This window comes from Pelistega ratti, from assembly GCF_009833965.1.
In the GTDB taxonomy this organism is placed as follows: Bacteria; Pseudomonadota; Gammaproteobacteria; order Burkholderiales; family Burkholderiaceae_B; genus Taylorella; species Taylorella ratti.
Genome location: NZ_CP047165.1, coordinates 1,913,152 through 1,939,113, shown reverse-complemented (window position 1 = coordinate 1,939,113; position 25,962 = coordinate 1,913,152). Strand labels below are relative to the sequence as shown.

General features: G+C 37.9%; 24 protein-coding genes. 13 read left to right on the top strand and 11 right to left on the bottom strand.

What is annotated here, in order from left to right; all coding sequences use genetic code 11:
* Window positions 1–5 precede the first annotated feature (5 nt).
* The gene (locus F9B76_RS08475; protein WP_159991725.1) at window positions 6–416 is read right to left on the bottom strand and encodes an ATP synthase subunit I; all 411 of its coding nucleotides are present in this window, start codon (window positions 414–416) and stop codon (window positions 6–8) included.
* 407 nt (window positions 417–823) lie between these two features.
* Between F9B76_RS08475 and F9B76_RS08470 the strand changes: the two genes are divergently transcribed.
* Entirely contained in the window at window positions 824–2,569 is a 1,746-nt protein-coding gene (locus F9B76_RS08470) for a M61 family metallopeptidase (protein ID WP_423805517.1), read from the top strand.
* 300 nt (window positions 2,570–2,869) lie between these two features.
* Here F9B76_RS08470 and F9B76_RS08465 read toward each other — a convergent pair whose 3' ends face one another.
* Genes F9B76_RS08465 through gpmA form a run of 4 tightly spaced genes read right to left on the bottom strand, consistent with a single transcriptional unit; the run spans window position 2,870 to window position 7,680 of the window.
* A complete protein-coding gene (locus F9B76_RS08465) occupies window positions 2,870–3,622 on the bottom strand; it encodes a HesA/MoeB/ThiF family protein (RefSeq protein ID WP_159991723.1) in 753 nt (250 codons plus the stop codon).
* A complete protein-coding gene (locus tag F9B76_RS08460; protein WP_159991722.1) occupies window positions 3,619–5,307 on the bottom strand; it encodes a S41 family peptidase in 1,689 nt (562 codons plus the stop codon). Before F9B76_RS08460 ends, F9B76_RS08465 begins: the two co-directional genes overlap by 4 nt.
* Before the next feature lie 11 nt (window positions 5,308–5,318).
* A complete protein-coding gene (locus F9B76_RS08455; RefSeq protein WP_159991721.1) occupies window positions 5,319–6,920 on the bottom strand; it encodes a murein hydrolase activator EnvC family protein in 1,602 nt (533 codons plus the stop codon).
* A gap of 10 nt (window positions 6,921–6,930) precedes the next feature.
* Complete coding sequence (gpmA, locus tag F9B76_RS08450) at window positions 6,931–7,680, bottom strand: 2,3-diphosphoglycerate-dependent phosphoglycerate mutase (RefSeq protein WP_159991720.1); 750 nt, start codon at window positions 7,678–7,680, stop codon at window positions 6,931–6,933.
* 123 nt (window positions 7,681–7,803) lie between these two features.
* Here gpmA and F9B76_RS08445 point away from each other — a divergent pair, with 123 nt between their 5' ends.
* The 4 genes from F9B76_RS08445 (at window position 7,804) to F9B76_RS08430 (ending at window position 10,160) form a co-directional block, all read left to right on the top strand.
* A complete protein-coding gene (locus F9B76_RS08445; protein WP_159991719.1) occupies window positions 7,804–8,217 on the top strand; it encodes a rhodanese-like domain-containing protein in 414 nt (137 codons plus the stop codon).
* Between the two features lie 76 nt (window positions 8,218–8,293).
* On the top strand, window positions 8,294–8,554 hold the full coding sequence (gene grxC, locus F9B76_RS08440) for a glutaredoxin 3 (protein WP_159991718.1): 261 nt from the start codon (window positions 8,294–8,296) through the stop codon (window positions 8,552–8,554).
* Window positions 8,555–8,641: 87 nt separating this feature from the next.
* Window positions 8,642–9,112 (top strand): protein-export chaperone SecB, encoded by a 471-nt coding sequence (gene secB, locus F9B76_RS08435; protein ID WP_159991717.1) that lies wholly within the window; start codon window positions 8,642–8,644, stop codon window positions 9,110–9,112.
* 1 nt (window position 9,113) lies between these two features.
* Window positions 9,114–10,160, top strand: coding sequence for an NAD(P)H-dependent glycerol-3-phosphate dehydrogenase (locus F9B76_RS08430; RefSeq protein WP_159992170.1), 1,047 nt, complete (start codon window positions 9,114–9,116; stop codon window positions 10,158–10,160).
* 27 nt (window positions 10,161–10,187) lie between these two features.
* On the opposite strand, the gene F9B76_RS08425 is transcribed toward F9B76_RS08430, so the two are convergent.
* Together F9B76_RS08425 and F9B76_RS08420 are read right to left on the bottom strand one after the other, a co-directional pair.
* Window positions 10,188–11,501 carry a hemolysin family protein gene (locus tag F9B76_RS08425; protein ID WP_159991716.1) on the bottom strand — a complete coding sequence of 438 codons (1,314 nt, stop codon included), beginning with the start codon at window positions 11,499–11,501 and terminating at the stop codon, window positions 10,188–10,190.
* Window positions 11,502–11,504: 3 nt separating this feature from the next.
* Entirely contained in the window at window positions 11,505–12,395 is an 891-nt protein-coding gene (locus F9B76_RS08420) for an acyl-CoA thioesterase (protein ID WP_159991715.1), read from the bottom strand.
* 423 nt (window positions 12,396–12,818) lie between these two features.
* On the opposite strand from F9B76_RS08420, the gene F9B76_RS08415 reads away from it, so the two are divergent.
* Window positions 12,819–14,612 carry an AMP-dependent synthetase/ligase gene (locus F9B76_RS08415; RefSeq protein WP_159991714.1) on the top strand — a complete coding sequence of 598 codons (1,794 nt, stop codon included), beginning with the start codon at window positions 12,819–12,821 and terminating at the stop codon, window positions 14,610–14,612.
* Between the two features lie 49 nt (window positions 14,613–14,661).
* Entirely contained in the window at window positions 14,662–15,354 is a 693-nt protein-coding gene (locus tag F9B76_RS08410) for a YggS family pyridoxal phosphate-dependent enzyme (RefSeq protein ID WP_159991713.1), read from the top strand.
* Window positions 15,355–15,369: 15 nt separating this feature from the next.
* Here the strand turns inward: F9B76_RS08410 and F9B76_RS08405 are convergent, their stop codons facing one another.
* The gene (locus F9B76_RS08405; protein ID WP_159991712.1) at window positions 15,370–15,840 is read right to left on the bottom strand and encodes an Lrp/AsnC family transcriptional regulator; all 471 of its coding nucleotides are present in this window, start codon (window positions 15,838–15,840) and stop codon (window positions 15,370–15,372) included.
* 269 nt (window positions 15,841–16,109) lie between these two features.
* On the opposite strand from F9B76_RS08405, the gene glmS reads away from it, so the two are divergent.
* From glmS to nfsA, 3 genes are all read left to right on the top strand, one after another.
* Complete coding sequence (gene glmS, locus F9B76_RS08400; protein ID WP_159991711.1) at window positions 16,110–17,942, top strand: glutamine--fructose-6-phosphate transaminase (isomerizing); 1,833 nt, start codon at window positions 16,110–16,112, stop codon at window positions 17,940–17,942.
* Window positions 17,943–18,050: 108 nt separating this feature from the next.
* Window positions 18,051–19,355, top strand: coding sequence for an aspartate aminotransferase family protein (locus F9B76_RS08395; protein ID WP_159991710.1), 1,305 nt, complete (start codon window positions 18,051–18,053; stop codon window positions 19,353–19,355).
* 269 nt (window positions 19,356–19,624) lie between these two features.
* Window positions 19,625–20,371 (top strand): oxygen-insensitive NADPH nitroreductase, encoded by a 747-nt coding sequence (gene nfsA / locus F9B76_RS08390; RefSeq protein WP_159991709.1) that lies wholly within the window; start codon window positions 19,625–19,627, stop codon window positions 20,369–20,371.
* 203 nt (window positions 20,372–20,574) lie between these two features.
* On the opposite strand, the gene F9B76_RS08385 is transcribed toward nfsA, so the two are convergent.
* From F9B76_RS08385 to rsmI, 3 genes are all read right to left on the bottom strand, one after another.
* Window positions 20,575–21,345 (bottom strand): ADP-ribosylglycohydrolase family protein, encoded by a 771-nt coding sequence (locus F9B76_RS08385; protein WP_159991708.1) that lies wholly within the window; start codon window positions 21,343–21,345, stop codon window positions 20,575–20,577.
* A 111-nt stretch (window positions 21,346–21,456) separates the two neighbouring features.
* Window positions 21,457–22,668 carry an RNA-binding domain-containing protein gene (locus F9B76_RS08380; RefSeq protein ID WP_159991707.1) on the bottom strand — a complete coding sequence of 404 codons (1,212 nt, stop codon included), beginning with the start codon at window positions 22,666–22,668 and terminating at the stop codon, window positions 21,457–21,459.
* A gap of 162 nt (window positions 22,669–22,830) precedes the next feature.
* On the bottom strand, window positions 22,831–23,754 hold the full coding sequence (rsmI, locus tag F9B76_RS08375) for a 16S rRNA (cytidine(1402)-2'-O)-methyltransferase (protein WP_159991706.1): 924 nt from the start codon (window positions 23,752–23,754) through the stop codon (window positions 22,831–22,833).
* 132 nt (window positions 23,755–23,886) lie between these two features.
* Between rsmI and F9B76_RS08370 the strand changes: the two genes are divergently transcribed.
* The 3 genes from F9B76_RS08370 to F9B76_RS08360 all read left to right on the top strand — a co-directional run bounded on the left by F9B76_RS08370 (window position 23,887) and on the right by F9B76_RS08360 (window position 25,951).
* Window positions 23,887–24,339, top strand: a complete 453-nt coding sequence (locus F9B76_RS08370) for a YraN family protein (protein WP_159991705.1) — start codon at window positions 23,887–23,889, stop codon at window positions 24,337–24,339.
* Window positions 24,340–24,699: 360 nt separating this feature from the next.
* A complete protein-coding gene (locus F9B76_RS08365) occupies window positions 24,700–25,290 on the top strand; it encodes a phosphoheptose isomerase (RefSeq protein WP_159991704.1) in 591 nt (196 codons plus the stop codon).
* A 1-nt stretch (window position 25,291) separates the two neighbouring features.
* Entirely contained in the window at window positions 25,292–25,951 is a 660-nt protein-coding gene (locus F9B76_RS08360; RefSeq protein ID WP_159991703.1) for a BON domain-containing protein, read from the top strand.
* The last annotated feature ends 11 nt before the right edge of the window (window positions 25,952–25,962 follow it).

The window sequence follows — 25,962 nt, the reverse complement described above, 5'->3', positions numbered from 1 at the left end:
ACTACTTATAATTTATTAAAAATAAGTAGTAGCACATAACCTTTCATGACTGATATTAATCCAAGTAGCAAAGCAGGCCACACGATTAGACTTCCTGCCAACTTCACAAAAAGTAGAAGCAGAACGATTGTCCCTGCTATTTTGATTGCCTCTGCTATAAAGAGAGCACCTGCTGAAGCGTTTGTATTGGCGAATAACCGTATCAGCATTCGCACAATCACAAAGGTAGAGGGTAATACATAAGCCATCCCTCCCGCAAAAGCAGACAACATCGACATCCACCCTCCAAATAATCCTGCCAAACAAGTAATAATCATTAACAGAATCAATTGGGCGACCAGTATATTCCGTAAACCCTTGGCTGCTTGTATATTCATACGAGCACGCTCTTCTGAACTAAGTGTAACGGTTTCCAATAAACTGGGTCCTATGTTGTAATCTATCAAATATGCCTATTATCCAATACATATAAACTTGCATTTATCATTAACATCTCTGCAAATCTACACGCAATTAGGCTAATTAACATCAATCTCGTCAATTATAGCGTGTTTTATGAATTAAAGTAAATACATGAAAAGGTTTTTACATATTTTTAAAGCTTATATCTAATTCTCTCATACAATAACGCGCTTACTATTTTTTATTTTTGATGTTGCATGAAACACACGATATAGCTAGAATGAAGTAAAAATACTTTTTCGTATTATCATCAAAAGATATTTTTGTAAAAACCCTAATGAAAAAAATCATTTATGGACTAAAAAATTCTACTAAGCAATACTATTACCCATAACGGTAGTTGTTACGCTTGTTTTAAGGCATTACTATGAAAGATATTTTATACCGTATTACACCCATTGACCTAGCTGGACATCTTTTTTCGGTAGAACTCCAAATTCAGCATCCCGATCCTAATGGACAATATTTAAGCCTTCCTACCTGGATTCCCGGTTCATACCTTGTGCGCGATTTCTCTCGTCATATACAACAAGTAAGAGCTAACAATACCCAGCAACCTCTTTCGATAAAAAAACAAGATAACCATACATGGCAAGTCCAACCTAGCTCCTTACCCATTACTATTACATATCTTGTATATGCATGGGATTTATCTGTTCGTGCCGCTCATCTTGATGAAACACACGCATTCTTTAATGGAACCAGTGTATTTCTACAAGTACATGGACAAGAGGATAAGCCTTGCTATGTTGATATTTGCCCTCATCCTCAGAAACAATACTGGAAGGTTTATACCAGTTTACCGGAAGCTAAAAATACAAAACACCACCAATTTGGTCTTTATGTCGCACCTAATTATGACGCACTAATCGATCATCCTGTTGAAATCGGCACACCGACTGTTTTATCTTTTGACGTATGTGGCATACCGCATGAAATGGTCTTTACGGGATTAATTCCCAATATGGATACCGAACGTATAACACATGATATTGCTAAAATCTGTGAATACCAAATTAAATTCTTTGAACCAGAAACCCATCAAGCACCCTTCCTTGATAGCAGTAATCGCTATGTCTTTATGACAATGGTAACAGGTAATGATTATGGTGGCTTAGAACATCGTGCCAGCACAGCCTTAATGGCATCACGTCAAGATTTTCCCGTAATAGGGCAAGAAACAATGAGTGAAGCATATTGCCAATTTCTTGGTTTAGTCAGTCATGAATACTTTCACTCATGGAATGTAAAACGTATCAAACCTCAAGTTTTTGCACCCTACAATTTATCCCAAGCCACACCAACCCATTTACTATGGATTTTTGAGGGATTTACATCTTACTATGATGATCTTATCCTATTTAGAGCAGGACTTATTGATGAGGATCGTTATTTATCTTTAGTTCAAAAAAACATTAACAGTGTCTATTCAGGTACGGGACGATTCAAGCAAAGTGTCGCAGAAAGCTCATTTGATGCATGGACAAAATACTATAAACAAGATGAAAACTCTATCAATAGTATTGTTAGCTATTACACCAAAGGTTCTCTTGTCGCGCTCGGATTAGATTTATTCATTCGACAACATAGTTCTTACTCGCTTGATGATGTCATGCGCTTATTATGGCAAAAATATGGTCGTCATTTCTACCGTCAAACAGCGTCTAAAGGGTTAGGCGAAACAGAATTTATTAATATTATTAAAGAAGCAACAGGTGTCGATACAACAGCTTTTATACAACGTTATGCCTACGGAACAGAAGATATTCCTTTAGCAGAATTATGCTTACCTCATGGGATTCTTTTATCTGCCGAGGAAAGTGATAAGCCCTCTCTCCATATTCGGACAAAAACACAGCATAATTATTGCCAAATTAGCCAAGTATTTGAAGGTGGTTCTGCCCATCAAGGAGGACTTTCTGCTGGTGATATATTAGTCGCGATAGATGGGATTCGTGTAGATGATAAAAATCTCGATATATTATTAAATCGTTATCGTATTCATGATACTGTAGAAATTTATGTTTTCCGTAGAGACGAACTTAGAAAGTTTAATATTAAACTATTAGCGGCATTAACAAGCTATACCCTTAAACGTATTCCTTAGTACATTATCGTATTTACTATCCCTACAGAAGACCAATACATATTCTATTGGTCTTCTATCTTATTAGCAAAAAATTATCAACTCAACTCATAGCATCCATAAAAATATTGAATTCAAACACTATAGCCACGATTGTGTTAAAGCAGTTAAAGCAGTTAAAGCACCAATACAAACTTTCTATAAGAGAAGAAAAGTATCAGTTCATCCCTGTCATTTTATCTCCCTACTTTTAGTTTAAATAATAATTGTTTATATCTCACCTATTTTATTTTTTTGTATTTTCTAAAGTAAAACACTATTTTAAGATGATTTTGAGCATACTTTACAATGTGGGTTTTTATTAATTTTCAAGTATTGCCACTGGCTTGTTTTAGCCTTAAACATGGCTAATTGCCCAACCAAACTCTCTCCAGCACCTATTAATAACTTAATTGCTTCTAATGCCTGCATACTCCCCATAACACCAAGCAAGGGAGAAACAACCCCTAATGTAGCACAATTATCGGGATTAAGATTATCATCAGGATCAAATAAACAGGCATAGCAAGGACTACTTTGTTGTCGAAAATCAAAGCTAGTTACCATACCTTCCCATCGAATAGCTGCTGCTGCTATCAAAGGAATATGAGCATTAAAACATAAGCGATTCAATACTTGTCGAGTATCATAATTATCACTACAATCCAATACCATATCAACGGTTTGCAACAAGACTTGCGCCCTTTCTTCCGTCATTCTTTCTGCAATAGTCTGTATTTGAATATCAGGATTTAATGCGTTAAGCCGGTGAGAAGCAGAATCCACTTTCATCAAACCTAAACTATTAGTTTGATGAATAATCTGTCGCTGTAAATTACTTAATTCAACCTTATCATCATCTGCTAGTATTAATGTACCTACACCCGCAGCAGCCAAATACATAGCGGCAGGAGAACCAAGTCCTCCCATACCGACAATTAATACCTTACTGCTAGCAAGTTTTTCTTGTCCCTCAAAGCCAAACTCTTCTAACATGATATGGCGTGCATATCGCAGTAATTGACTATCATTCATTTTGGTTCTAGCACCCTTACCTTATCCAAGGCTTTATCCAATGTAGGAGTATTCATATCGGATGGATACTGCTTCGATAAAGGAACAATTGTTTCACTATTGATATTTATTGCTTCTAGAGGCATAGACAAGTTAGGAATAATGGGGGTATGATAAGCGGTATTATCTTTCCCCTTTTGGAAAGTTGATTGCCCTTCTCTTATGTTGGGTTGATTTTTTTCCTTTTTATCTTGTGTAGGCAATACTTCTTTAGCCGTTATGGACGATGCATCTTTATCAATAGACAATGTTGTACTTTTTTCCTTTAAAGGCGCTCCCCCGCTATTAACAGGCTTACCTTTAAGGTGATTAATAGCTTGTTGTAACTGAAAATCACTATCTGAACCAAATTCAATAAGTTGATCAGAAATTTCTGTTTTAACCGATTTATTATCAGCCGTTTGTTCTTCTTCTGCAACTGTATCATTACTCAAGTGATCCTCTAAATCTACCTCTCGAGGAAAACTAAATAAATCCCCTTTTTCTGTATCCGTAACCACAATATCAGGGGTAATGCCCATCGCCTGAATAGAACGACCATTTGGCGTGTAATATCGTGCAGTCGTAATCTTAATGCCTGTCTCATTATCAATCGGCATAACGACTTGTACAGAACCTTTACCAAAACTCTTATTTCCCATAATGGTTGCACGTTTAAAGTCTTGTAAAGCACCTGCTACAATTTCAGAGGCAGAAGCAGATCCTACATTAATCAATACAACCATCGGTACAGATTTTAGCCAAGCAGGTAGATTTTTAAGATAGGTATCCGTCTGTAGGATATTATCTGGCATATAATGAGAAAACTCTTCAACCACTTGATGACGTGCTTTAGTTGAAACAATCACTCCCTTATTAGGGTTACTAAAAACTTGCACTACACCAACTGATGTATTTAATAGCCCACCAGGGTTATTACGAAGATCTAAAATAATTCCTCGCGGAGTTCCCTTAATTGCCTTAATTTGTTTTACCAAATCATCAACAGTATTCAATTGGAATTGCGTCAAGCGAAAATAGGCAATATCTCCGATCATCTTACTACGAACACTTTTTACTTTAATAAGCTCTCGTATCATATTCACATCAATATTTTCTTTTTTACGTCTTATCGTTAGCGTAATTTTAGTCCCAGGATCTCCACGTAAGAACTTAACCATTTCACGCAAGCTCTTATCTTTCATACTAGTGCCATTGACTTTGACGATTAAATCCCCCGGTAAAATACCTGCTTTTGCCGCTGGGGTATCTTCAATAGGTGAAATAATTTTAAAATATCCACCTTCTTCATTACCAATTTCGATCCCTAAACCACCAAACTCTCCCTCTGTTTCTTCTTGTAAATCAATCATATCTTCTTTATTAAGATAGTTTGAATGAGGGTCAAGTTTTCGTAACATCCCCTCAATCGCATCATCAATTAATTGCTGATCACTGACGGGCTCTACATACTGATTTTTAACTAATGCATAGGCTCTGGCAAATCGCCGTAACTCTTCATAAGTAGGAGGCTCATCCTCTTGATTATTTAAGGTTGAGGCTACTTGTTGAGGGACTTGTGTACTATCAATCTCTTCTTTTGCCCATATCGTATGTGTTGTTATACAGTAGAAGAAAATACTTAACCAAAAAATCCTTTTTTTCATCCAATACCCCCTTACTTCGCCAACCACTGCAATGGATCAACAGGACGACTTCCCTGACGAATTTCAAAGTATAAAGCAGGTTCAACCTGTCCCCCTGTAGAGCCTGCTCTAGCAATTGTCTGCCCTACTCGCACATTATCACCTACACCATAAGACAGACTTTGGTTATAACCATAGACACTTAACATATCCTGACCATGATCAACAATAATTAAATTACCAAAACCACGCACCCAACTTGCAAAAACCACTTGCCCTGAAGCAATGGCTTTTACCGCAGCACCGGCTGATGATTCAATTAAAATCCCATTCCAAGCACTTCCCATATCTGGCCGTGTTTGCCCAAAACGTCCTAATAATCGCCCTCGCAATGGCCAAGGCGCTCCTTTCTTTAACCCAGCACTAATATCAGTGCTTGCCGCCGCACTTGCTAATTTTTCATCCTCTTTTGCTTTTTGTAATAGCCGTTGAGATTCTCTCGCTTTTTCTTGTGCCATTTTCGCTTTAGCACGTTCAATCTCTGCATCTTCTGCTTGCTGACGTGCATTATCTAATGATAATTTTGTCAGCTCTTGATAAGACAACGCTTGTTGTAGTCGCCCTCTTGCCTGCTTTTGTTCAACAGGATTGACAGCCCTATTCACTGCCATCTCTGCTTTCTGCACTCGCTCTATCGCACGTCTTTGCTCTTCAATAGCTTGTAATTGAGATTGACGAGCTTTCTCACGCAGGGCTTTTGCTTTTTCGGCTTGTTCTTGTGCCGCTTTTGCTTGTGCTAATGCTTTTTCAGCTTGACGCTTACGCTCTTCTGCCATTGCTTTACGACGGGCTTCTGCTTGCTTTTGCCGCTCTATCTCTGCACGACGTAATGCTTCTCGTTGCTGACGAATATTTTTTTCAATTTGAGTAATTAATTGATTTAAACGAGCATCATCTTCTTTAAGCGTGCTAGCTTTTTGTCGTCTTTGCTTAATATCACCCTCAATTTTGGCTAATTTTTGGTGATAGCTTTTTTGTTCTTTCTCTAAATCTGATTTTGCTTGCTTTGCCTCTTTTGTTAGCTTGGTTAAATGTTTCTGACGTTCCTGTGCCTTCTTGCGGACCTGAGCTAGTCTATCAACCTCTTTATTTAGGGTTGCAACTGTTCTTGTTCTCGCTTTAGATACATAACCAAGATAACTTAAATCTCGACTGATCTTCTGCACATCCTGCCCAGACAACAAAGCTGACCAAGGGGATAAATCATTCGTATATTGTAAATACAGCTGTTCAGATAATTCTTCTTGAACACTTTGCAAAACTTGTTGTTGTGTTTTTTCTTCTTGACGAATATCAACCAAATCATCTTTAGCCGCTTGTTCCTGGTCTAATAAACGATCTAGCTTACGCTCCATAGTCGAAAGCGTACTTTCAGCTTCGCGTAAATCACTCAATACATCTCTGCGGTTTGACTCTTGTGCATTAATCTGCTTATTTAACTGCTCAATTTGTGTTTGCAAGGCTTTTCGTTGTTTTTCTACCTGTGCTTGCTGTTCACTTAAACGAGAAATTGACTGTGCTTGCACTGGCACAGTCAATACCCATAAACACAATAAAAAAAGTTTATTCTTCACCGCTATATCTTTACTGTTTTGCTTTACCTTGAGCTGCTACTGCGGCTAATGCTGCCGCAATCGCCTCTTGATCACCTAAATAATAGTGGCGAATAGGTTTAAGATTTTCATCTAATTCATAAACCAAAGGTTGCCCTGTTGGAATATTCAGTTTAAGAATATCTTCTTCTGTCATATCCTCAAGATACTTGATTAATGCACGTAAACTATTACCATGTGCGGTAATAAGAACGCGTTTACCTGCTTTAATATCAGGCACAATTGACTCTTCCCACACAGGAATCACACGCGCGACCGTATCTTTAAGGCATTCTGTTGCGGGCAATTCTTCTGGTTTTAACGCCGCATAACGAGGATCAAAACGAGGATGGCGCTCATCGTCTAATGATAATGGATTAGGCGCAATGGAATATGCACGTCGCCAAATTAAAACCTGCTCTTCACCATACTGAGCTGCTGTTTCTGATTTATTTAACCCTTGTAATGCCCCATAATGACGCTCATTAAGACGCCAGCTTTTAACCACTGGTAGATACATAGCATCCATTGCATCAAGTGCCGTCCAGAGGGTACGAATAGCACGCTTTAATACAGAAACATACGCTATATCAAATTGATAGCCTTCTGCTTTTAATAATTTCCCTGCTTCCCACGCTTGCTGACGGCCTGTTTCAGTAATATCAACATCTGCCCAGCCCGTAAAGCGATTTTCAAGATTCCATTGGCTTTCGCCATGACGCATAAGTACGATTTTATACATTTAAACACCACAGATAATTAAAACAATTTTTCTTATATTTTAGCGAACTCTTATCCATAAGTCTTTAGCTCATTTATAATCTCTAAATTAAGTTTTAAAAACACGATTAAAATAGGACCTATTGTGGATTTTTTATTTTACCAAAACACGATTTATTTCTTAATTTTTGCAGTGATTTCAGGGGGAATTCTCTTAGCAACAAGCAAACGTTCCCAAGCAGGATCGGGCGCATTAAGTGCCAAAGAGGCTATTCAATTAAGCAATACTGAACACGCACAATTTATTGATATTCGTTCACCAGAGGACTTTAAAAAAGCCTCTATACCCCAATCTAAAAACTTTCCAAAGGAAAGCATTGAAGACAGAATAAATGCTTTACCTAAAAAGCCATTAATTTTGGTTGGTGAAGATGGACGCACCGCTCAACAAACCGCACAATTACTCAAGAAAAAGAATATTGAACAAGTATTCTGGATTCAAGATGGATTAGCGGCTTGGCGTTCCGAAGGACTTCCCCTTAAAAGTAGTAAATCTTAATACAACTATGATATAGAGAGTATATCCATTTAATTTTTCTTATTTAACCAATTATTTTATATTTAAAGGAAAGATCATGAGCAAAGTAACCATGTATTATAAAGTTACATGCCCTTACTGTATTCGCGCAGAAAAGCTACTAAGAGAACGTGGCGTTACTGATCTTGAAAAGATTAGCGTTGATACTAACCGTGAAGCACGAGCAGAGATGATTGAACGATCAGGTGGACGTACCACTGTACCTCAAATCTTTATTAATGGTGTTCATGTGGGGGGATGTGATGATCTTCATGCACTAGATGCCCAAGGTAAATTAGTACCAATGCTCGAAGCATAAGCTATTTAAATTCATATTAAGTGGATATTTTTATCTATAAATAACATTCACTTAATTTATTATTGACTACTGACAAAAGGAAACGAAATGTCTGAAGAAACAAAAGCCGCTCCTGAAGCTGAACAACAGCCTTCATTTTCACTACAACGTGTTTATTTGAAAGACGTTTCACTAGAAATGCCTCACGCTCCCCAGATTTTTCTAGAGCAAGAAGCACCTCAAGTTGAAATATCATTAAATGTTGGTGCTCAACGTTTAGCAGAAATTGTTTATGAATCTTCTGTACGTGCAACCGTAACAACCAAAATTGGTGATAAAGTGGTTTACCTTATCGAAGCCACTCAAGCAGGTATTTTTGAAGTAGCTAACTTCCCAGAAGATCAAGTTGATCCGCTACTTGGTATTGTTTGCCCTTCTATGTTATTCCCTTATCTTCGTGCTAATATTGCCGATTTAATCAATCGTGCTAGCTTACCTCCATTACACTTAGCAGAGGTAAACTTCCAAGCACTGTATGAGCAAAATCTACAAGCAGCACAAGAAGAAACGAAACAATAATATGACTGTCGCCACACCACCCTTACGAACACTCGTGATCGGTGCAGGTAGCTGGGGCACCGCTCTTGCTACCGCGGCGACTCATAATAGTCATAGTCTTTTGTTTTGTCGTCATCCTGATCAAGCTTTAACCATAGAAAAGCATCACTATAACCCTCGTTATCTTAGTGATCTTTTACTCCCCCTTACGTTACATGCCACCAGTGATATTTCTGTAGCAATCCATCATTTACAACAAGCCCCTCAACAATCATTAATTATTCTAGGTGTCCCTGTTATCGCTATGAGAGAAACCTGTCAACAATGGTTTACTCTATTACAACAAGCACAACTAGAACACATTCCCATTATTTGGACATGTAAGGGATTTGAACAATCTACAGGGGCTTTGCCTCATGAGATTATCCATCAAGTTAGCCATTTTCCACATACAGGTGTTTTATCTGGCCCATCTTTTGCCAAGGAAGTGGTTCAACATTTACCCGTTGCACTCACTGTAGCAAGCCATAGCTATCTAGTACAACAGCGGACAACAGATATTCTACATAATTCTTTTTGTCGTATTTATCATAGTCAAGATATTATAGGGGTCGAAGTCGGTGGCGCACTCAAAAATATTATTGCTATTGCCTGTGGTATAGCCGATGGTTTACAACTAGGTAATAATGCAAGAGCAGCACTCATTACCCGTGGTTTAGTTGAAATTACTCGTTTAGGCTCTGCTATGGGAGGAGAGCCTTCTACCTTTACAGGACTAACAGGGCTGGGGGATTTAGTATTAACAGCAACTGGCGATTTATCTCGAAACCGTCAAGTAGGGTTAGCTATTGCTCAAGGTAAAACACTTCAAACCATTATGGATTCAGGGATTACCGCAGAAGGGGTTCGCTGTGCGAGGGATACTTTAGCACGCGCAACACATTTAGGCATTGAAATGCCTATCACACAAGCGATTTGTCGTGTTTTATTTGAAGCCATGCCACCTAAAGAGGCTGTGCAACAGTTATTAATGCGAGAAGCTAAGCAGGAAAATATATCAAAGGGCTAAGAAAATTTTACTAATCCTCTTATCCCCCTATTCATTTTCCCCATGATGCAATTTTTCTTGAGACTCCTCTTTCACTAATAAACGATCAATCCGATGTTTATCCATATCCATTACTTCAATATAAAAGTTTTGCCATGTAAAACTTTCCGCCTCTTTAGGAATATGTCCTAGCTGATACATCACAAAACCAGCCAACGTATGATAATGTTCTAACGCTTCATCAGGGAAAGATAATTTCATATTAAATACCTCTCTGAATCGATCTAAAGACATTGCCCCATCAATCAACCAAGAACCATCTTTGCGTTGAATAGCATCTGAATGCTGATCCTCATTGATAGGAATACTATTGCCCACCAATACTTTCAGAATATCCCTTAATGTTACAACCCCCTCTACCTCGCCATATTCATTAACAACAATAGCAATTTCAGAACGATTTTGTTGTAAAGACTCTAGTAAGTCCATAGCACTAATCGTTTCTGGCACAAAACGCACCTGTTTCATAACCGCCCGAATATTCGTTGTCTCACCACGAATTTGCTGCTCAAACAAACTCCCTGCATCAACAATACCAAGAATATTATCTAATTCATTTTCAACAACAGGAAAGCGTGAATACGGGCTATCTGCAATAATATTTAAGGTTTCCTCTAACGGTGCATTAATATCAATATAATGCACTTCACTTCTAGGTGTCATAATTGTTGCAATATGCTTATCATCTAAACTTAATGCACGCGCAACAATCTCATGCTCTGTTTTCTCAAATAAACCAGCTGTTGCCCCTTCGTTGAGAATACCACTAATATCCTCTTCCGTCAGTGTATCACCTTTATCCCCAGACATGCCCAAAAGACGTAAGATAAAATCTGTACTAATCGAAAGAATAAACACAAAAGGGGATACCAAACGCGATAATACCGTCATAGGAATAGCAATAAACATTGCAACACGTTCAGGATAATGCATGGCAATACGCTTAGGAACTAGCTCCCCAAAAATCAAAGAGGCAAAAGTAATTCCTATCACAACAAGTCCCAAGGCAATTTGATAGGAAAACGTACCAAATACAGGCACTAATACAGGCTCTAAACGAGAAACTAATGCTGCCTCACCAAAAGCACCATTAAAAATGCCAATTAAGGTGATCCCTATTTGTACTGTTGATAAGAAACGGCTTGGCACATCAGCAAGATTTAACGCAGCTTTAGCTGCCTTACTCCCCTCATCCGCTAATTTTTGTAATCGTAATCGCTTGGAAGACACAACAGCAATTTCTGACATAGCAAATAAGCCATTGACAAAAATTAAACAGAAGATAATCAGTAAATCTAACATAATCTATTTCACATTTCCAAATCGTACAGGATGGCGAATCAACCCTTCTTGTGCCGTTGAAGCAACTAACACACCTTGCTGATTATAAATACGCCCAAATGTCAACCCTCTCGCACTACCCGCATTTGATGATTCCATAACATAGACATGCCATTCATTCATATTAATAGGGCGATGAAACCAAATAGCATGATCAAGGCTGGCTAATTGTGCATGAGGATCAAAACTACTTTGATGATGAGGAAATAAACTCGTAAACATAAAATAAGCATCACTCACATAAGCTAAAGCAGCTTTATGAATCAAACTATTTGTCCCTTCAATATGACCATCTGCTTTAAACCAATAATATGTTTTCGCAGGGAAATCTCCACCTTTTAAATAGCGTTCAGGGTGAGCCAAACGAATTTCTATAGGGCTACCATCTACTAAATAACGCTTAACTACTGATGGGGGAAGTTTATCAGCAAGTTGTTCCACTAATTGCCGCTCACTAATAAAGTTCTCAGGGCCTTTAATATCATCAGGCATAGCATCATAATGTTCAAATCCCTCTTCTTCAATATGATAGCTCGCATCCATTGTAAAAATATGACGATTATGTTGATAAGCCGCCACACGACGGTTAGAAAAAGAGCCACCATCTCTCACACGCTCTACTTCAAAGCGAATCGGAATATTCACATCGCCTGGACGGATAAAGTACGCATGTAAAGAATGAATATCTCGCTCAGGAACAACTGTTAATGAAGATGCCATTAAGGCTTGCCCTAAAACTTGCCCACCAAAGATACGCCCAGATCTTAAAATATCCAGACTTTCTCCCAAGTAAATATCTGTAGTAACGGGTTCTAGGGATAATTGCTTGATCATTGTCTCAAGTGCTTTTGTCATTTCTACTATCATTCAAATAAATAAAGATGCTATTGATTTTAACCTAGATTAATATATGAGAAAGGTTTATTCTTATTGATATAATATATTCATTATCACTAAAGAGATAGAAAAGAGTAGATAATAAAGTAAGTTTCTTAAACCTAGTAAAAACGACCACACTCAATTATTTTTGCTACAATCGTTAGTTACTATTACTCACTTAAATTATCTCGTAGAAAGTAATTCTCTAAGGTGTATAATTACCACATATACCATCTAAATTTAACTTAGCATGACAAAAGAGTGATGGATGTTTTACTCGTCTTTTTTCTCTTTTCAAGGCTTTTTCTATTTTTACGACTATTTACGCTTTGACTGGTTTTTTTACACTATTCCATGTATATTGTCAGCCATTAGCCTCTGTAGGAATATAAGTAATCCATGAACGCGCTTGATTTCCATTTCGTTAATCGTATCCGTTATCAATCACAAAAACTTGGCAAAAAAACAGCTTTACGGTATCATAAAGATAATCAATGGCATGATATATCTTGGACAGATTTTCAAACACAAATAGATACTTTATCGCTTGCACTATTAGCAAATCATATTGATGTTCAAGACAAAATCGGTATTTTTGCCAATAATATGCCACAATGGACTATCGCTGATTTTGCCAGCTTACAAATCCGTGCAGTTACCGTTCCCATTTACGCGACCAATACCGCACAACAGGCACAATTTATTATTCATGATGCGGATATTAAAATCCTCTTTATTGGCGATCAAACACAATGGGATCATATTATTACTATTCTTGATCAATGCCCTCAACTCCAAAGAATAGTTGCCATGAAGGACAGCATTCAGCTAAAAGATTGCCCTATTGGTATCCATTGGTCAGACTTTTTAGCGGAAAGTACACAAGCCAACCCACTTACCCTAACACAACGCCTTGATAGCAAACAAATGGATGACCTCTTCACCTTAATTTATACCTCAGGGACAACGGGCGAACCTAAAGGAGTTATGCTAGATTACGCTAATCTTGGACATCAATTACGCGTTCATGAGCAAACGATTGATTTGCGAGAAGATGATCTTTCTCTCTCTTTTCTTCCCTTTTCTCATATTTTTGAACGGGGTTGGTTAGCCGTTATGATACATTCGGGTATTACAAACTGCTATTTAGAAGATACTAATCAAGTTAGATACGCACTCACCGAGCTTCGTCCTACTTTAATGTGTGCTGTACCACGTTTATATGAAAAAATTTATACCGCCGTATTAGATAAGGTGCAACAAACCTCTCTCTTTAAGCGAGGGTTATTCTTTTGGGCGATTAATGTAGGTAAAAAGCGACTCTTACGCCAAGCCCAGCAAAAAACCATTTCACCCTTACTTTCCCTACAATATGCGATCGCCGATAAACTTGTTTTATCCAAATTACGATCTCTTTTAGGAGGAAGAATCCGTATTATGCCAAGTGGTGGTGCTCGATTAGAACCTGAAATTGCTCTCTTTTTTCACAGTATAGGCATTAATATTAAGTCGGGCTATGGAATGACCGAAACAACCGCCAGTATTTCTTGTTGGAAAGATGGAGAAACGCACTTTGACTCTATTGGTAAGTTATTTCCTGAAGTAGAGGTTCGCATTGGAGAAGAGGATGAGATTCTTGTCCGTGGCAATATCGTCATGCGTGGTTATTATAAAAACCCTGAAGCGACAGCAGCGGCATTTACCACAGACGGTTTTTTTAAAACAGGAGATGCCGGTAAACTAGATAGCGAAGGCAATCTCTACATGACTGACCGTATTAAAGAACTCATGAAAACCTCTACGGGTAAATACATTGCTCCTCAACGTATAGAAAATCTTATTTGTAAAGATAAGTTTATTGAGCAAATTGCTATTATTGCTGATGCTAAAAAATACGTATCAGCTCTAGTTGTTCCTTGTTTTGAAGCCCTAGAAGACTATGCAAAACAAGTCAATATTCATTATCAAACACGCCTTGATTTAATCAAAAATACAGAGATACTCAAACTTATTGAGCAACGTATTCAACAGCATCAAAAAGAACTAGCATCTTTTGAGCAAATCAAAAAATTCACCCTATTACCCCAAGCCTTTTCAACCGCATTAAATGAAATTACCCCTACCCTTAAATTAAAACGTAAGGTCATTCTAGAACGATACAAAACACAAATTGATGCAATGTATCGTTCATAACTGAATAAACTTATCTATCCATATAAAATCGTTAGAGATTGGAGAAAATATGCTAGCTGAGAATTTTAACCGCATCACACAACAATTAGCACAAGCCTGTATTAACGCAGGAAGAGATCCGCAATCTGTGTCATTATTACCTGTTAGCAAGACTTTTCCTTCCTCTATTATTGAGCAAGCGATTGCACTCGGTTATCAACGGTTTGGTGAAAATAAAGCACAAGAACTCAAACAAAAGGCAATCGAGCTTCAACAATATCCTCTTTCATGGGTTATTATCGGCCATCTTCAAACCAATAAAGCCAAAGAGGTTGCTAGATATGCCAGTGAAATTCAATCTTTAGATCGTTTAGATTTAGCCATTGCCCTAGATAAACGCTTACAACAAGAGGGTCGAGTCTTAGACGCCTTGATTCAAGTAAAAACAAGTACAGAAGAAAGTAAAAGTGGGATAAATCCAGAGGAAGTACCCATATTCCTTGAGCAACTAAAGTCTTTTGATACCCTACATATTAAAGGCTTTATGACCATTGCCGAAAATAGCAATAACCCTGATATTGTTCGTGCTTGCTTTCGCCAAACAAGTGAACTGGCAGAAAAAATGCGTCAAAAAACAGGGCTTCCTTTACCTGTTTTATCGATGGGTATGAGTGGTGATTATGCTCTTGCTATTAAAGAGGGTGCAACAGAAGTACGAATAGGTAGTGCTATTTTTGGTGCAAGAGATTATACGACAAAGTAATAACAAAACATATTCTTAATATTCTTCAATAGCCACACTGGTATCGAATTTGCTGCAATGAGTCGAAAAAAAGGTACGAATATTACGCACATGATGCATACTTGTAAATAATCGACTGACCAAATCATGATAAGCATTCATATGAGGTACTTGCATAAAAACAATAAAATCAGGCCCACTAGAGACACGGTAACATTGTTTAATCGCCTCTTCTTTGACCAATAAAGCCTCAAATGTGTTAAAGACTTCAGCTGATTGTTGTGTTAAATTAATTTCAACAATAGCTGTTAAACGAGGGGAAAGTTTATCACTATCTAATAAAGCCACTCGCTTTTTAATAATCCCCATCTGTTCCAAAGAACGCACTCTTCTTAAACAGGTAGGAGCAGAAGCAAATACCTTTTCTGCTAATTCTTGATTCGTTAAAGAAGCATCTCTTTGCAACTGTTCTAATATACGTCTATCTAAATCATCTAATGTCACCATTGTATTTTCTCTCTATCAGCTATGAAATATTTACTAAGTATTTATTTTTATATAGGGCATGGACTCCCCAAAAACCACTTCTATTAACTTTTATTATTAGAAAGTTCATCTATTAAAATAAGAAATAATCTTTCATAAAATATAAATATTATGTATTAATATTCCATTATATTATACAATGAAATAAATTAAAATAATTTAATTAAAAAATAAAATTAAATTTCTTATTTTTATAGCATAATAGGCATATCTATTTTTTGGAGAACACCATGTGTGGAATTGTTGGTGCTGTAGCACAAAGAGATATTACCCCAGTTTTAGTAGAAGGCTTACGTCGTTTAGAGTATCGAGGTTATGACTCTTGCGGTGTTGCAGTATATATGGATGGAGAATTACGCCGTACTCGTAGCACCCACCGTGTCGCCGAACTTGATGAACAAGTCAAAAAAGATCATATCCAAGGCTTTACAGGCATTGCCCATACCCGTTGGGCAACACATGGTGCACCAGCTACTTATAATGCACACCCCCATTTTTCAGGGCAAGACAAAGGCTCACCTCGTATTGGACTTGTTCATAACGGCATTATTGAAAACTACGAAGAACTACGAGCAGAACTAACCGCTCAAGGCTTTGTTTTTGAAAGTCAAACCGATACCGAAGTCATTGCTCATTTAATCAACCATCTATACAACGGCGACTTATTTGATACAGTACAACAAGCGGTTTCTCGCTTAACAGGTGCTTATGCCTTTGCTGTACTTTGCCGTGATGAACCTCACCGTATTATTTGTGCTCGTCAAGGTTCTCCTCTCGTCATTGGGATTGGTCAACATGAGAATTTTCTTGCTTCAGATGCTCTTGCCTTAGCAGGCACAACGGATCAAATTATTTATTTGGAAGATGGCGATATTGCTGATTTACAAGTCTCTAATGTCTGGATTGTTGATAGTCAATTACAAGCTGTTGAACGCAAAGTACATACCGTTACTGCCTATACCGCTGCCGCAGATTTAGGGCCGTATCGTCACTATATGCAAAAAGAAATCTTTGAGCAACCACGTGCAATTGCCGATACTTTACAAGATGTAGATGATATCGTACCTGCTTTATTTGGTGAAGAAGCCAATACTATGTTCAAACATATTGATAATATACTGATCCTTGCTTGCGGTACTTCTTATTATGCAGGAATGACTGCCCGTTACTGGATAGAGTCAATGGCAAAAATACCTGTTAATGTTGAAATCGCCAGCGAATACCGCTATCGTGATAGCGTACCTAACCCTAAAACACTGGTTATCACCATTTCCCAATCAGGTGAAACGGCTGATACCTTAGCCGCCTTAAAACACGCTCATCAGCTAGGCATGGAAAATACCCTCACTATTTGTAATGTCGCCAGTAGTGCTATGGTACGCGAATGTAAGCTCAACTATATTACAAGAGCAGGTGTTGAGGTGGGTGTTGCTTCTACCAAAGCCTTTACAACACAGCTCGTTGCCTTATTCATGCTTTCAGTGTGCTTAGCTAAAGTTAAAGGTTATCTCTCTGTAGAGCAAGAAGACAGTTACCTCAAACAATTACGACATCTACCCTCTGCTATTACCGCAACACTTGCCTTAGAACCACAGATTATGGCATGGGCAGATCGCTTTGTCCCTAAAGAAAATGTGCTCTTTCTTGGTAGGGGGATGCACTATCCTATTGCCTTAGAAGGCGCATTAAAACTCAAAGAAATCAGTTATATTCATGCCGAAGCATACCCTGCAGGAGAGCTAAAACATGGTCCACTCGCTCTTGTTACAGAAGCGATGCCTGTTGTTATCATTGCCCCTAATGATGAGCTTTTAGAAAAACTTAAATCAAATATGCAGGAAGTTGCTGCACGAGGCGGTGAACTTTACGTCTTTGCCGATACAGATACCCAAATGACCAATAGTAAGGGCATACACGTTATCCGTATGCCTGAGCATTATGGTAAATTATCCCCTATTCTACACACTATCACACTACAATTATTGGCTTATCACACTGCTGTTTCTCGAGGAACTGATGTTGATAAACCGCGTAATTTAGCCAAAAGCGTTACAGTAGAATAAGGCTTTACTGCCCTAGCACTAACCCTAAAGCCTAACTTATTTACTTGTCAAGTAAATGACTTAGGCTTACTATATTATGGTAGAGACAACTATTCATGGAGCTTACTTATGTCAGCAGATACCAATCAATCTATTATTCAATCCGATATTCATCATGTTTTTCACTCTTGGTCAGTGCAAAACCAACTCAACCCCTTAGCGTTCAAAACAGGTAAAGGTTGCGTACTCATTGATTATGACGGTAAAGAATATTTAGATTTCAGTAGCCAACTCGTCAATACCAATGTAGGGCATCAACACCCCAAAGTCATTGAAGGTATTATCCAACAAGCACAAGAACTATGTACTATTTCCCCTGCTCATGCTAATAAAGCGCGTGGATTAGCCGCACAAAAGATTCTAGAAGTTGCGCCCAAGGGGTTTAAGAAAATCTTTTTTACGAATGCTGGAGCCGATGCTATTGAAAATGCTATCCGCATGGCACGCTTATTTACAGGAAGACGTAAGGTTTTATCTGCCTATCGTTCTTATCATGGCAATACAGGTGCCGCTATTAGTGCAACAGGCGATACTCGCCGCTTTAATAATGAATATGCACAGGATCATGTCCATTTCTTTGGACCTTATCTCTATCGTTCAGAATTTTGGTCATCTACTGAACAAGAAGAATGCGAAAGAGCATTACACCATTTACGTCGTATCGTAGAATGTGAAAACCCTGCTAATATTGCCTGCATTCTACTTGAAAGCATTCCTGGAACAGCGGGTGTTTTTGTACCCCCCAAAGGCTATGTACAAGGCGTTCGTCAATTATGTGATGAATTTGGTATTATGCTCATTCTTGACGAAGTGATGGTTGGCTTTGGTCGTACAGGTAAATGGTTTGCACAAGAACACTATGAAGGCGTAACACCTGATTTGATCACTTTTGCAAAAGGTGTCAATTCTGGTTATATTCCCGTAGGTGGTGTGATTATTTCTGATGCCATTAGTCAATATTTTGATGATAAATATTTCCCCGGTGGTTTGACTTACTCAGGACATCCTCTTGCTATGGCATCTATTGTAGCGAATATCACTGCCATGCAAGAAGAAAAAATGGTAGAAAATGCCGAAAAAATGGGTGAAATCCTAGCTACAGGCTTAAAAACATTGGCACAAAAACACGCTATTATTGGTGAAGTTCGTGGCATTGGTTTATTCTGGGCGATTGAGTTAGTGAGCAACCCAGAACAAAAAACTAAATTCACCTTAGCAGAAATGAATAAGGTAAAACAACTCTGTCTTGATAATGGTTTACTACCCTTTATCGCAGAAAATCGTATCCATGTTGCTCCACCACTTATCGTAACAGAAGCACAAATTCATCAGGCATTGGCTATTTATGATACCGTTCTTAGCCAAATGGCATAATTTATGATCAATTTAAAAGGTAGGAAATACACTTTCTTACCTTTTTTCTCTTTCATATACACCATTTCTTAGTATGGGAGAGATAGCCGCTAAAAAGAATAGTAAATCTACATATTTTTACCTAAGTAACACCTATTTTTTATCAATCAATGACTTTTTAAAAAGTATAATTGCTTATCTTATACGCAGTACATAGCTATAACAACAATACTTATTTTTATATTAAGTAGAATAGTGATTAGAATATATTTTCTTATAAAGGACACCTTATGCTAAAAAGCCTTCCTACACTAGAAACTGCACTAGCACACCGCTCTATCCGCCGTTTTAAAAATGAAGCCATTCCTGCTGATGTTTTAGCCGCTATTATTCAAGCGGGACAAATGGCTTCTACCTCTAGCTATATGCAAAACGTCAGTATTATTCGTGTAACAGATATAGAAAAACGCAAAAAAATTCGTCAAATCTGTGCCAATGCCTACCAAGGTAAAATGGGACATGCTTATGTTGAGCATTGTGCAGAATTTCTTGTATTTTGCTTAGATGCTAAACGCCATCTTCAACTTGCGCCTGATGCACAAGTGGACTGGACAGAAGTGCTACTTATCGGTGCAATTGATACAGGAATTTTGGCACAAAATGTATTATTAACAGCCGAATCACTCGGTTTAGGCGGTGTTTATATTGGTAGCCTTCGTAATGATATACAAGGTGTGGCGGATATTCTTTCTATTCCTCAAGGAGTTGTTCCTTTATTCGGTATGTGCCTAGGCTATCCCGACCAAGAAACCAACCAACGTCCTCGCTTACCGGCTAATGTTATTGTTTCTGAAAATACCTATCAAGCCGCACCAGAAGAAGCACTAAAAACATATGATGATGTTGTTAAAACATACTACAAAGAGCGTAGTAATTTAGACCTCAGTTGGAGCGATCAGATTCGTAATAATCTTTGTACAGAAGTACGTCCTGGTATTCTACCTTTCCTACAAAAGCAAGGGTTTGCCAAGCGTTAAAAATATTAATAAACCTTATCTAAAAAGATAACTTATTGATGATAAAGCGTAAATAATACACCCTATCTCAAAATGAATATAAGCGAGTAAAATAATACTTACTCGCTTATTTATTTTTGATGATACGGATGACTCTCTTAATAACTTGCTTTCAAAAGAAAAGGGCTGAATTAGCCATACCAATATCAACCCTTTATCAATCCTTATTCCTTACACATATTATCCAGAACAACTAAAAAGGGTTGAGGAAGCATCGCTCTTATTTTATCTTCAATTTCTTCTGGAATTTGCTGATAGTAGGCTTCTGCAATTGACCCTGTAATCGCTGCAAGCGTATCACTATCTCCACCTAAAGAAACAGCAAGACGAATAGCATGTTCAAAGTCATCACTTTCTAAAAATGCCACTATCGCTTGTGGTACAGTATCTTGGCAGCTTTCATTAAACACATAGGTAGGACGAATGTCATCACACGTCTGTGATAAGTTATAGCCAAAAGTTTGTTCAATATATGTTTTGATTCTAGCTTTATCTTTTGTTGTTCTCGCTAGAAAGATAGCTGCCGCAGTCGCTTGCGCCCCTTTAATCCCTTCTGGGTGATTATGGGTAATTTCAGCAGAACGCTTTGCATAATCAAGAGTTTCTTCGAGTGTATTAAATACCCACCCTACGGGGGATACCCGCATTGCTGAACCATTTCCCCAGCTATTATAAGGTTGTGGCTCAATGGCAGGATTAAGCCACTGATAAAACGTTGGACCATATCCTACATTATAGTATTGCTGTCCCCAATAACGCATTCTCTCTACTAAGTCTTCTTTTGCGCCGTGGTTTAACCAATCTGCTACGGCAATCGTACATACCGTATCATCTGTAAACCGACAATTTGGTGTTATTAACTCAAAATCTGTTGCTTTGTAATTATTAAACTCAAAACGAGATCCTACCACATCACCTATAATTGCACCTAACATAAAACTTCCTTATAAATCGTGTTATTACATATAAGCTAGTATAACGATTCAAGTGACAGGTTGTGTCGTTACAAAATAATATTGTTAGTTTTTACAAAAATACAACTAATTTTATCGATAGATGATTGTTTTCAAATAATCTTCGGTTAAAACAAACTCTGGCTCTTTACCGCTCGCTGCTTTCACTAAAGGCATAATTTTGGTTCTTACACCCATTCCTCGTGCGTCCACATAACCATAATCTCTTAAAACTTCCATAATAATCGGGTTACGGGGAGAGCGTTGCCCTGCTTTCATCTTTTCAATCGTCATTGAATTAGGTAATCGTCCAGGGCTAAGTAGCTCAAGCCGATTAGCATAAATAACTAGCTCAATATCTTCAAATCTTGTCCAATCTCTGTGCGCAAAGGCATTTAAAAGCATTTCACGGATTGCCTCAAGAGGATAATACCTAATAATTTCTCTTCTAAGGTCTGGTGTAATATTATCTGTTTGTTCTGTAATAAAAGGAATAATAGTCTCCATTACTTTTTCAATCAGTCCACCATCGATAATTTGTCCATCTACTTCTTTTCGGGCAACGAGTGGGGCATCAAGAATAACATCTAGTTTTGCTTTATAGTCTTTATCTAAGGTATCAAATGCCATTACTCTAATACCTGCTTGTCGTAAATAACGCCGAGGACGCTTACCAAACAGCACAAGCCCAGCAATGGTACAGTAAACGGTTTCTGCCACTTCAGTCAAAAAACCTAATGCCAGCAACCGATCTTGCCATTCTTTTTCAGATATAGGAATACTTGGGTCATGCAAAACTTCTCTCAAATAATTTTCTAAGCGGACAAAGTCCAAACATTGCATATCCGTCCGTGGTACAGCCAATAATTCAGTGTGTAAGATACCTCCAATTTCATATAAACGACCAATTTGCTCTCTTGTTGCCAGTGTAGAGGTAGAACCCATACGGATATAAATCTCTTCTCGCCCTTTATCTCTTAAAACATAAGGTTTTGCCGTACCCTGAGGAAATGAAATAATAGCGATTGATTTATTATTATCCCACTTGACTATTTCATAAAAGGGTAGAATTGTTGGATGAATTTTATCTCGAAAAACATTCATTACCCACTCTTCAAGATTTTCTCGTTGAATCCCTGAGACCGAACCATCGTCCTCTACACCAAGAAGAATCTTACCTCCTTGAAAGTTAGCTAAGGCAACAATTTCTTTGGCTAATTGTTCTGGACGAATATCATCTCGTTTAAATTCAATACCTGAATTCTCTCCGTTTTGAAGCAGTTCAAGCAATTCTTCCTTTTTCATGTTTACCTAAAAATGTTATATAAAGTAGAGTGACTACAGTTAAACCGAAATATCCTTACTGAATGAATCTTACTATATCACAAGTTCATTAAACGAAAACCAATTTACCACCACTTTAATCAGTCGTTTCTCATAAAAAACTAAGTATTAACCTAAAAAAATTCACTTATCCTTTAATACTAATGCTCTTTTATAAACAATATCCTTTGATAAACCACTTAATGATGTCGCCATACTCACTGCATCTTTGACTGACACAACAGGGAGCATCACTTTTAATAAACGATCTAACTCACCCATTTGCTCATCAATAGTAGCTTGATGATTCACAGGCGGTAGAATTAATACAAACTCTCCTCTTTGGTGATTTATATCTTCCTCTAACCATGCTAACAGTGCTTTTGCTGGTAATATAGTGACCTGCTCAAATCGCTTAGTCAGTTCTCTTCCAATCCCCAATGGGCGCTCTTCACCACATATGGATATAAAATCTTTTACACTATCCACAATACGGTGAGGTGACTCAAACATCAATACCACGGCAGCGCTTTTTGACCATTGATCAAACCACTGCTGACGTGCCTTTGCCTTTGGAGGAACAAATCCTGCAAAGGTAAAAGCAGGATTTTCATCACTTGTTACACCTGCACTCATTAATGCGGTAATTACCGCTGAAGCCCCTGGAATAGCTCTTACCTCAAACCCAGCCTCTTTGACTAAAGAGACCAATTTTCCACCGGGATCACTTACCGCCGGTGCACCCGCATCCGAAATAAGTGCAACTCGCTGTCCTTGTGATAAACGCATAATAATCTGTTGTGCCGCTTGTACTTCATTATGTTGATGCGCTGCCATTAAAGGCTTTTCAATCCCCCAGCTATTTAATAACGCCTTAGACGTTCTTGTATCTTCACATGCAATCACATCAACCAACTGCAAAGTGTATAGCGCTCGTAAGGATATATCACCTAAATTACCAATAGGTGTTGCCACGACATATAAAGTCGCTTCAGACCAATATTGTCGTGATAACTCTTCAATATTTTTTTCAATAATAGGACTAAATTGTCCAGTACACATTGACATAGGGTATTCAATCCAATAAAAGATAGATATAGTATTATGGGCGAAACCTAGGAAATTTGCAGATATTTGATAGGTTTAGCACTTATTTAAGTTATTTATTACTTTTATTCATCAGCACCTAGGATAACCTCAATGACAAAGATATTCCAGCAAAATCAACTCCGTACGATTAAACCTTCTCACTCAAAAAATACACAACCTCACACCTTATTCAAAAATCACCATTACTCTATATCCCAAGAAAAGGGATTTTCCTATGAGGATATCGCCATTGAGTATTTACAATCACAGGGATTACAATTACTCCATAAAAACTTAGCCTGCCCTCTTGGTGAAATTGATGCAGTGATGAGAGATAAACAAACGCTTGTTTTTATTGAGGTTCGCTTTCGACAGCATAATCGCTATGGTGGTGCTATCCAAAGTATCACCCCTCATAAAATCAAACGTCTTATCCGTACGGCAGAATACTTTCTCCCCTTTCTTTCTTATACCTATTTTCAGCAAAAAACTCCCTTTTGTCGTTTTGATGCCGTTTGTATTGAAAATAACGAGAAAATTTGGCTTAAAAATATTACTTTTTAGAGATTAAAATATAGGTTTTTATCATGCTATTATTTTTCTGTAAACCAGATATTATTAAAGTAAGGAAAATAGTGATGAATAAAACATACGCATAAACCTGTTAAAGAATGGCTCAAAAAAACGCATCTCACTATTAACATAATATTTATCTTACCTAATATAAGCAAGAAACTATACCCTGTTTACCTATGAACTTATCGAATATACCCTATATGTTTAGTATATGCTTTTGATAGCCAATAATCACTCGGCATAGGAATTTATTGAAAGATTTGATTTAAGCGAAAATAAGAATTTTACAGACCTTATACACTGTCAGGGTTATACTAATAGTTTCTAAACTTATCACATAACCAAGACATGGATTTACTGACTCGTATCTCAATGCATTTTGAAGATAATGCTAAAGCCCTTCAACTCAGCGCAGAAGCATTAAGTACACCTCTCGCCCAAGCCACAGAAAAACTGACTCAAACTATTCAGCAAGGGAAAAAAGTTCTCGCTTGTGGTAATGGTGGTTCAGCAGCCGATGCACAACACTTTATCGCTGAATTAGTAGGACGCTTTGAACGAGACCGTATGCCTCTAGCAGGGATTGCACTAAATACAGATACCTCTATTCTGACTGCGGTGGGCAATGACTATGGTTTTGATGATGTTTTTGAGCGTCAAGTTCGTGCCTTAGGACAAGCAGGCGATCTTCTTGTAGCTATTAGTACAAGTGGTCATTCACCTAATGTCATTAAAGCAATTCATACCGCCCATCAAAAGGGACTCACTGTGATTGCCCTAAGTGGCAAAGGAGGTGGTGCTTTAAATGATATTCTAAAACCCTCTGATATTCATCTCTGTGTGCCACATAACCGCACCATGCGTATTCAAGAAATTCATATTCTTTTACTTCACATTATGTGTGATGGATTAGATGCCGTCATTCTAGGAGATAACTAAGATGAAAACCTTTTCTCGCCCCTCTTTAATTGCCTTATTAGTTAGTACAACCCTATTAGCAGGGTGTGTCACTTCTCTGATTGCAGGTGCTGCCGCTACAACAGGTGTCGTATTATCAGATCGCCGATCAGCAGGGATGCAATTAACCGATCAAACCAATGGGATTACGATTGAAAACCGAGTGAAAGACCAACTCAATACAGATATTACCCGTGTCATTGCGACATCATTTAACCAACGAGTACTCCTTACTGGTCAAGTCGCCTCACAAGCAGATAAAGAGCGAGTCACACAAATTGCACGAAGCGTAGCAGATGTAAAAGATGTCGTCAATGAACTGGTTATCTCCTCTCCTGCAGACTTTAATTCTCGCTCAAGAGACTCTTGGATTACCTCCAAAGTACGCAGTGAATTAATTATTACCAAAGGAATTCCTTCTCGCACTATTGTGATTACCACTTCACAAGGAGTTGTTTATTTGATGGGGCAAGTTACTCAGCAAGAAGGGAATATTGCAGCACAAACCGCTGCCTCTATTGATGGTGTTGTTCGTGTTGTTAAGGTTTTTGATATTATTTCAGATACCGCTGCTAGTAGTAATGCCACTACCTCAACAAATACCAATCAATCTTCTAGCGTAACAACCTCTCCATTACGTTAAACTTTAATTTA

Coding starts and splice junctions, on each gene's coding strand:
- F9B76_RS08430 (WP_159992170.1), top strand. CDS start 9,114: ATGACTGTCGCCACACCACCCTTACGAACACTCGTGATCGGTGCAGGT.
- glmS (WP_159991711.1), top strand. CDS start 16,110: ATGTGTGGAATTGTTGGTGCTGTAGCACAAAGAGATATTACCCCAGTT.
- F9B76_RS08460 (WP_159991722.1), bottom strand. CDS start 5,307: ATGAAAAAAAGGATTTTTTGGTTAAGTATTTTCTTCTACTGTATAACA.
- F9B76_RS08410 (WP_159991713.1), top strand. CDS start 14,662: ATGCTAGCTGAGAATTTTAACCGCATCACACAACAATTAGCACAAGCC.
- F9B76_RS08405 (WP_159991712.1), bottom strand. CDS start 15,840: ATGGTGACATTAGATGATTTAGATAGACGTATATTAGAACAGTTGCAA.
- F9B76_RS08380 (WP_159991707.1), bottom strand. CDS start 22,668: ATGAAAAAGGAAGAATTGCTTGAACTGCTTCAAAACGGAGAGAATTCA.
- rsmI (WP_159991706.1), bottom strand. CDS start 23,754: ATGTCAATGTGTACTGGACAATTTAGTCCTATTATTGAAAAAAATATT.
- F9B76_RS08425 (WP_159991716.1), bottom strand. CDS start 11,501: ATGTTAGATTTACTGATTATCTTCTGTTTAATTTTTGTCAATGGCTTA.
- F9B76_RS08370 (WP_159991705.1), top strand. CDS start 23,887: ATGACAAAGATATTCCAGCAAAATCAACTCCGTACGATTAAACCTTCT.
- nfsA (WP_159991709.1), top strand. CDS start 19,625: ATGCTAAAAAGCCTTCCTACACTAGAAACTGCACTAGCACACCGCTCT.
- F9B76_RS08415 (WP_159991714.1), top strand. CDS start 12,819: ATGAACGCGCTTGATTTCCATTTCGTTAATCGTATCCGTTATCAATCA.
- F9B76_RS08395 (WP_159991710.1), top strand. CDS start 18,051: ATGTCAGCAGATACCAATCAATCTATTATTCAATCCGATATTCATCAT.
- grxC (WP_159991718.1), top strand. CDS start 8,294: ATGAGCAAAGTAACCATGTATTATAAAGTTACATGCCCTTACTGTATT.
- F9B76_RS08360 (WP_159991703.1), top strand. CDS start 25,292: ATGAAAACCTTTTCTCGCCCCTCTTTAATTGCCTTATTAGTTAGTACA.
- secB (WP_159991717.1), top strand. CDS start 8,642: ATGTCTGAAGAAACAAAAGCCGCTCCTGAAGCTGAACAACAGCCTTCA.
- F9B76_RS08420 (WP_159991715.1), bottom strand. CDS start 12,395: ATGACAAAAGCACTTGAGACAATGATCAAGCAATTATCCCTAGAACCC.
- F9B76_RS08365 (WP_159991704.1), top strand. CDS start 24,700: ATGGATTTACTGACTCGTATCTCAATGCATTTTGAAGATAATGCTAAA.
- F9B76_RS08465 (WP_159991723.1), bottom strand. CDS start 3,622: ATGAATGATAGTCAATTACTGCGATATGCACGCCATATCATGTTAGAA.
- F9B76_RS08385 (WP_159991708.1), bottom strand. CDS start 21,345: ATGTTAGGTGCAATTATAGGTGATGTGGTAGGATCTCGTTTTGAGTTT.
- gpmA (WP_159991720.1), bottom strand. CDS start 7,680: ATGTATAAAATCGTACTTATGCGTCATGGCGAAAGCCAATGGAATCTT.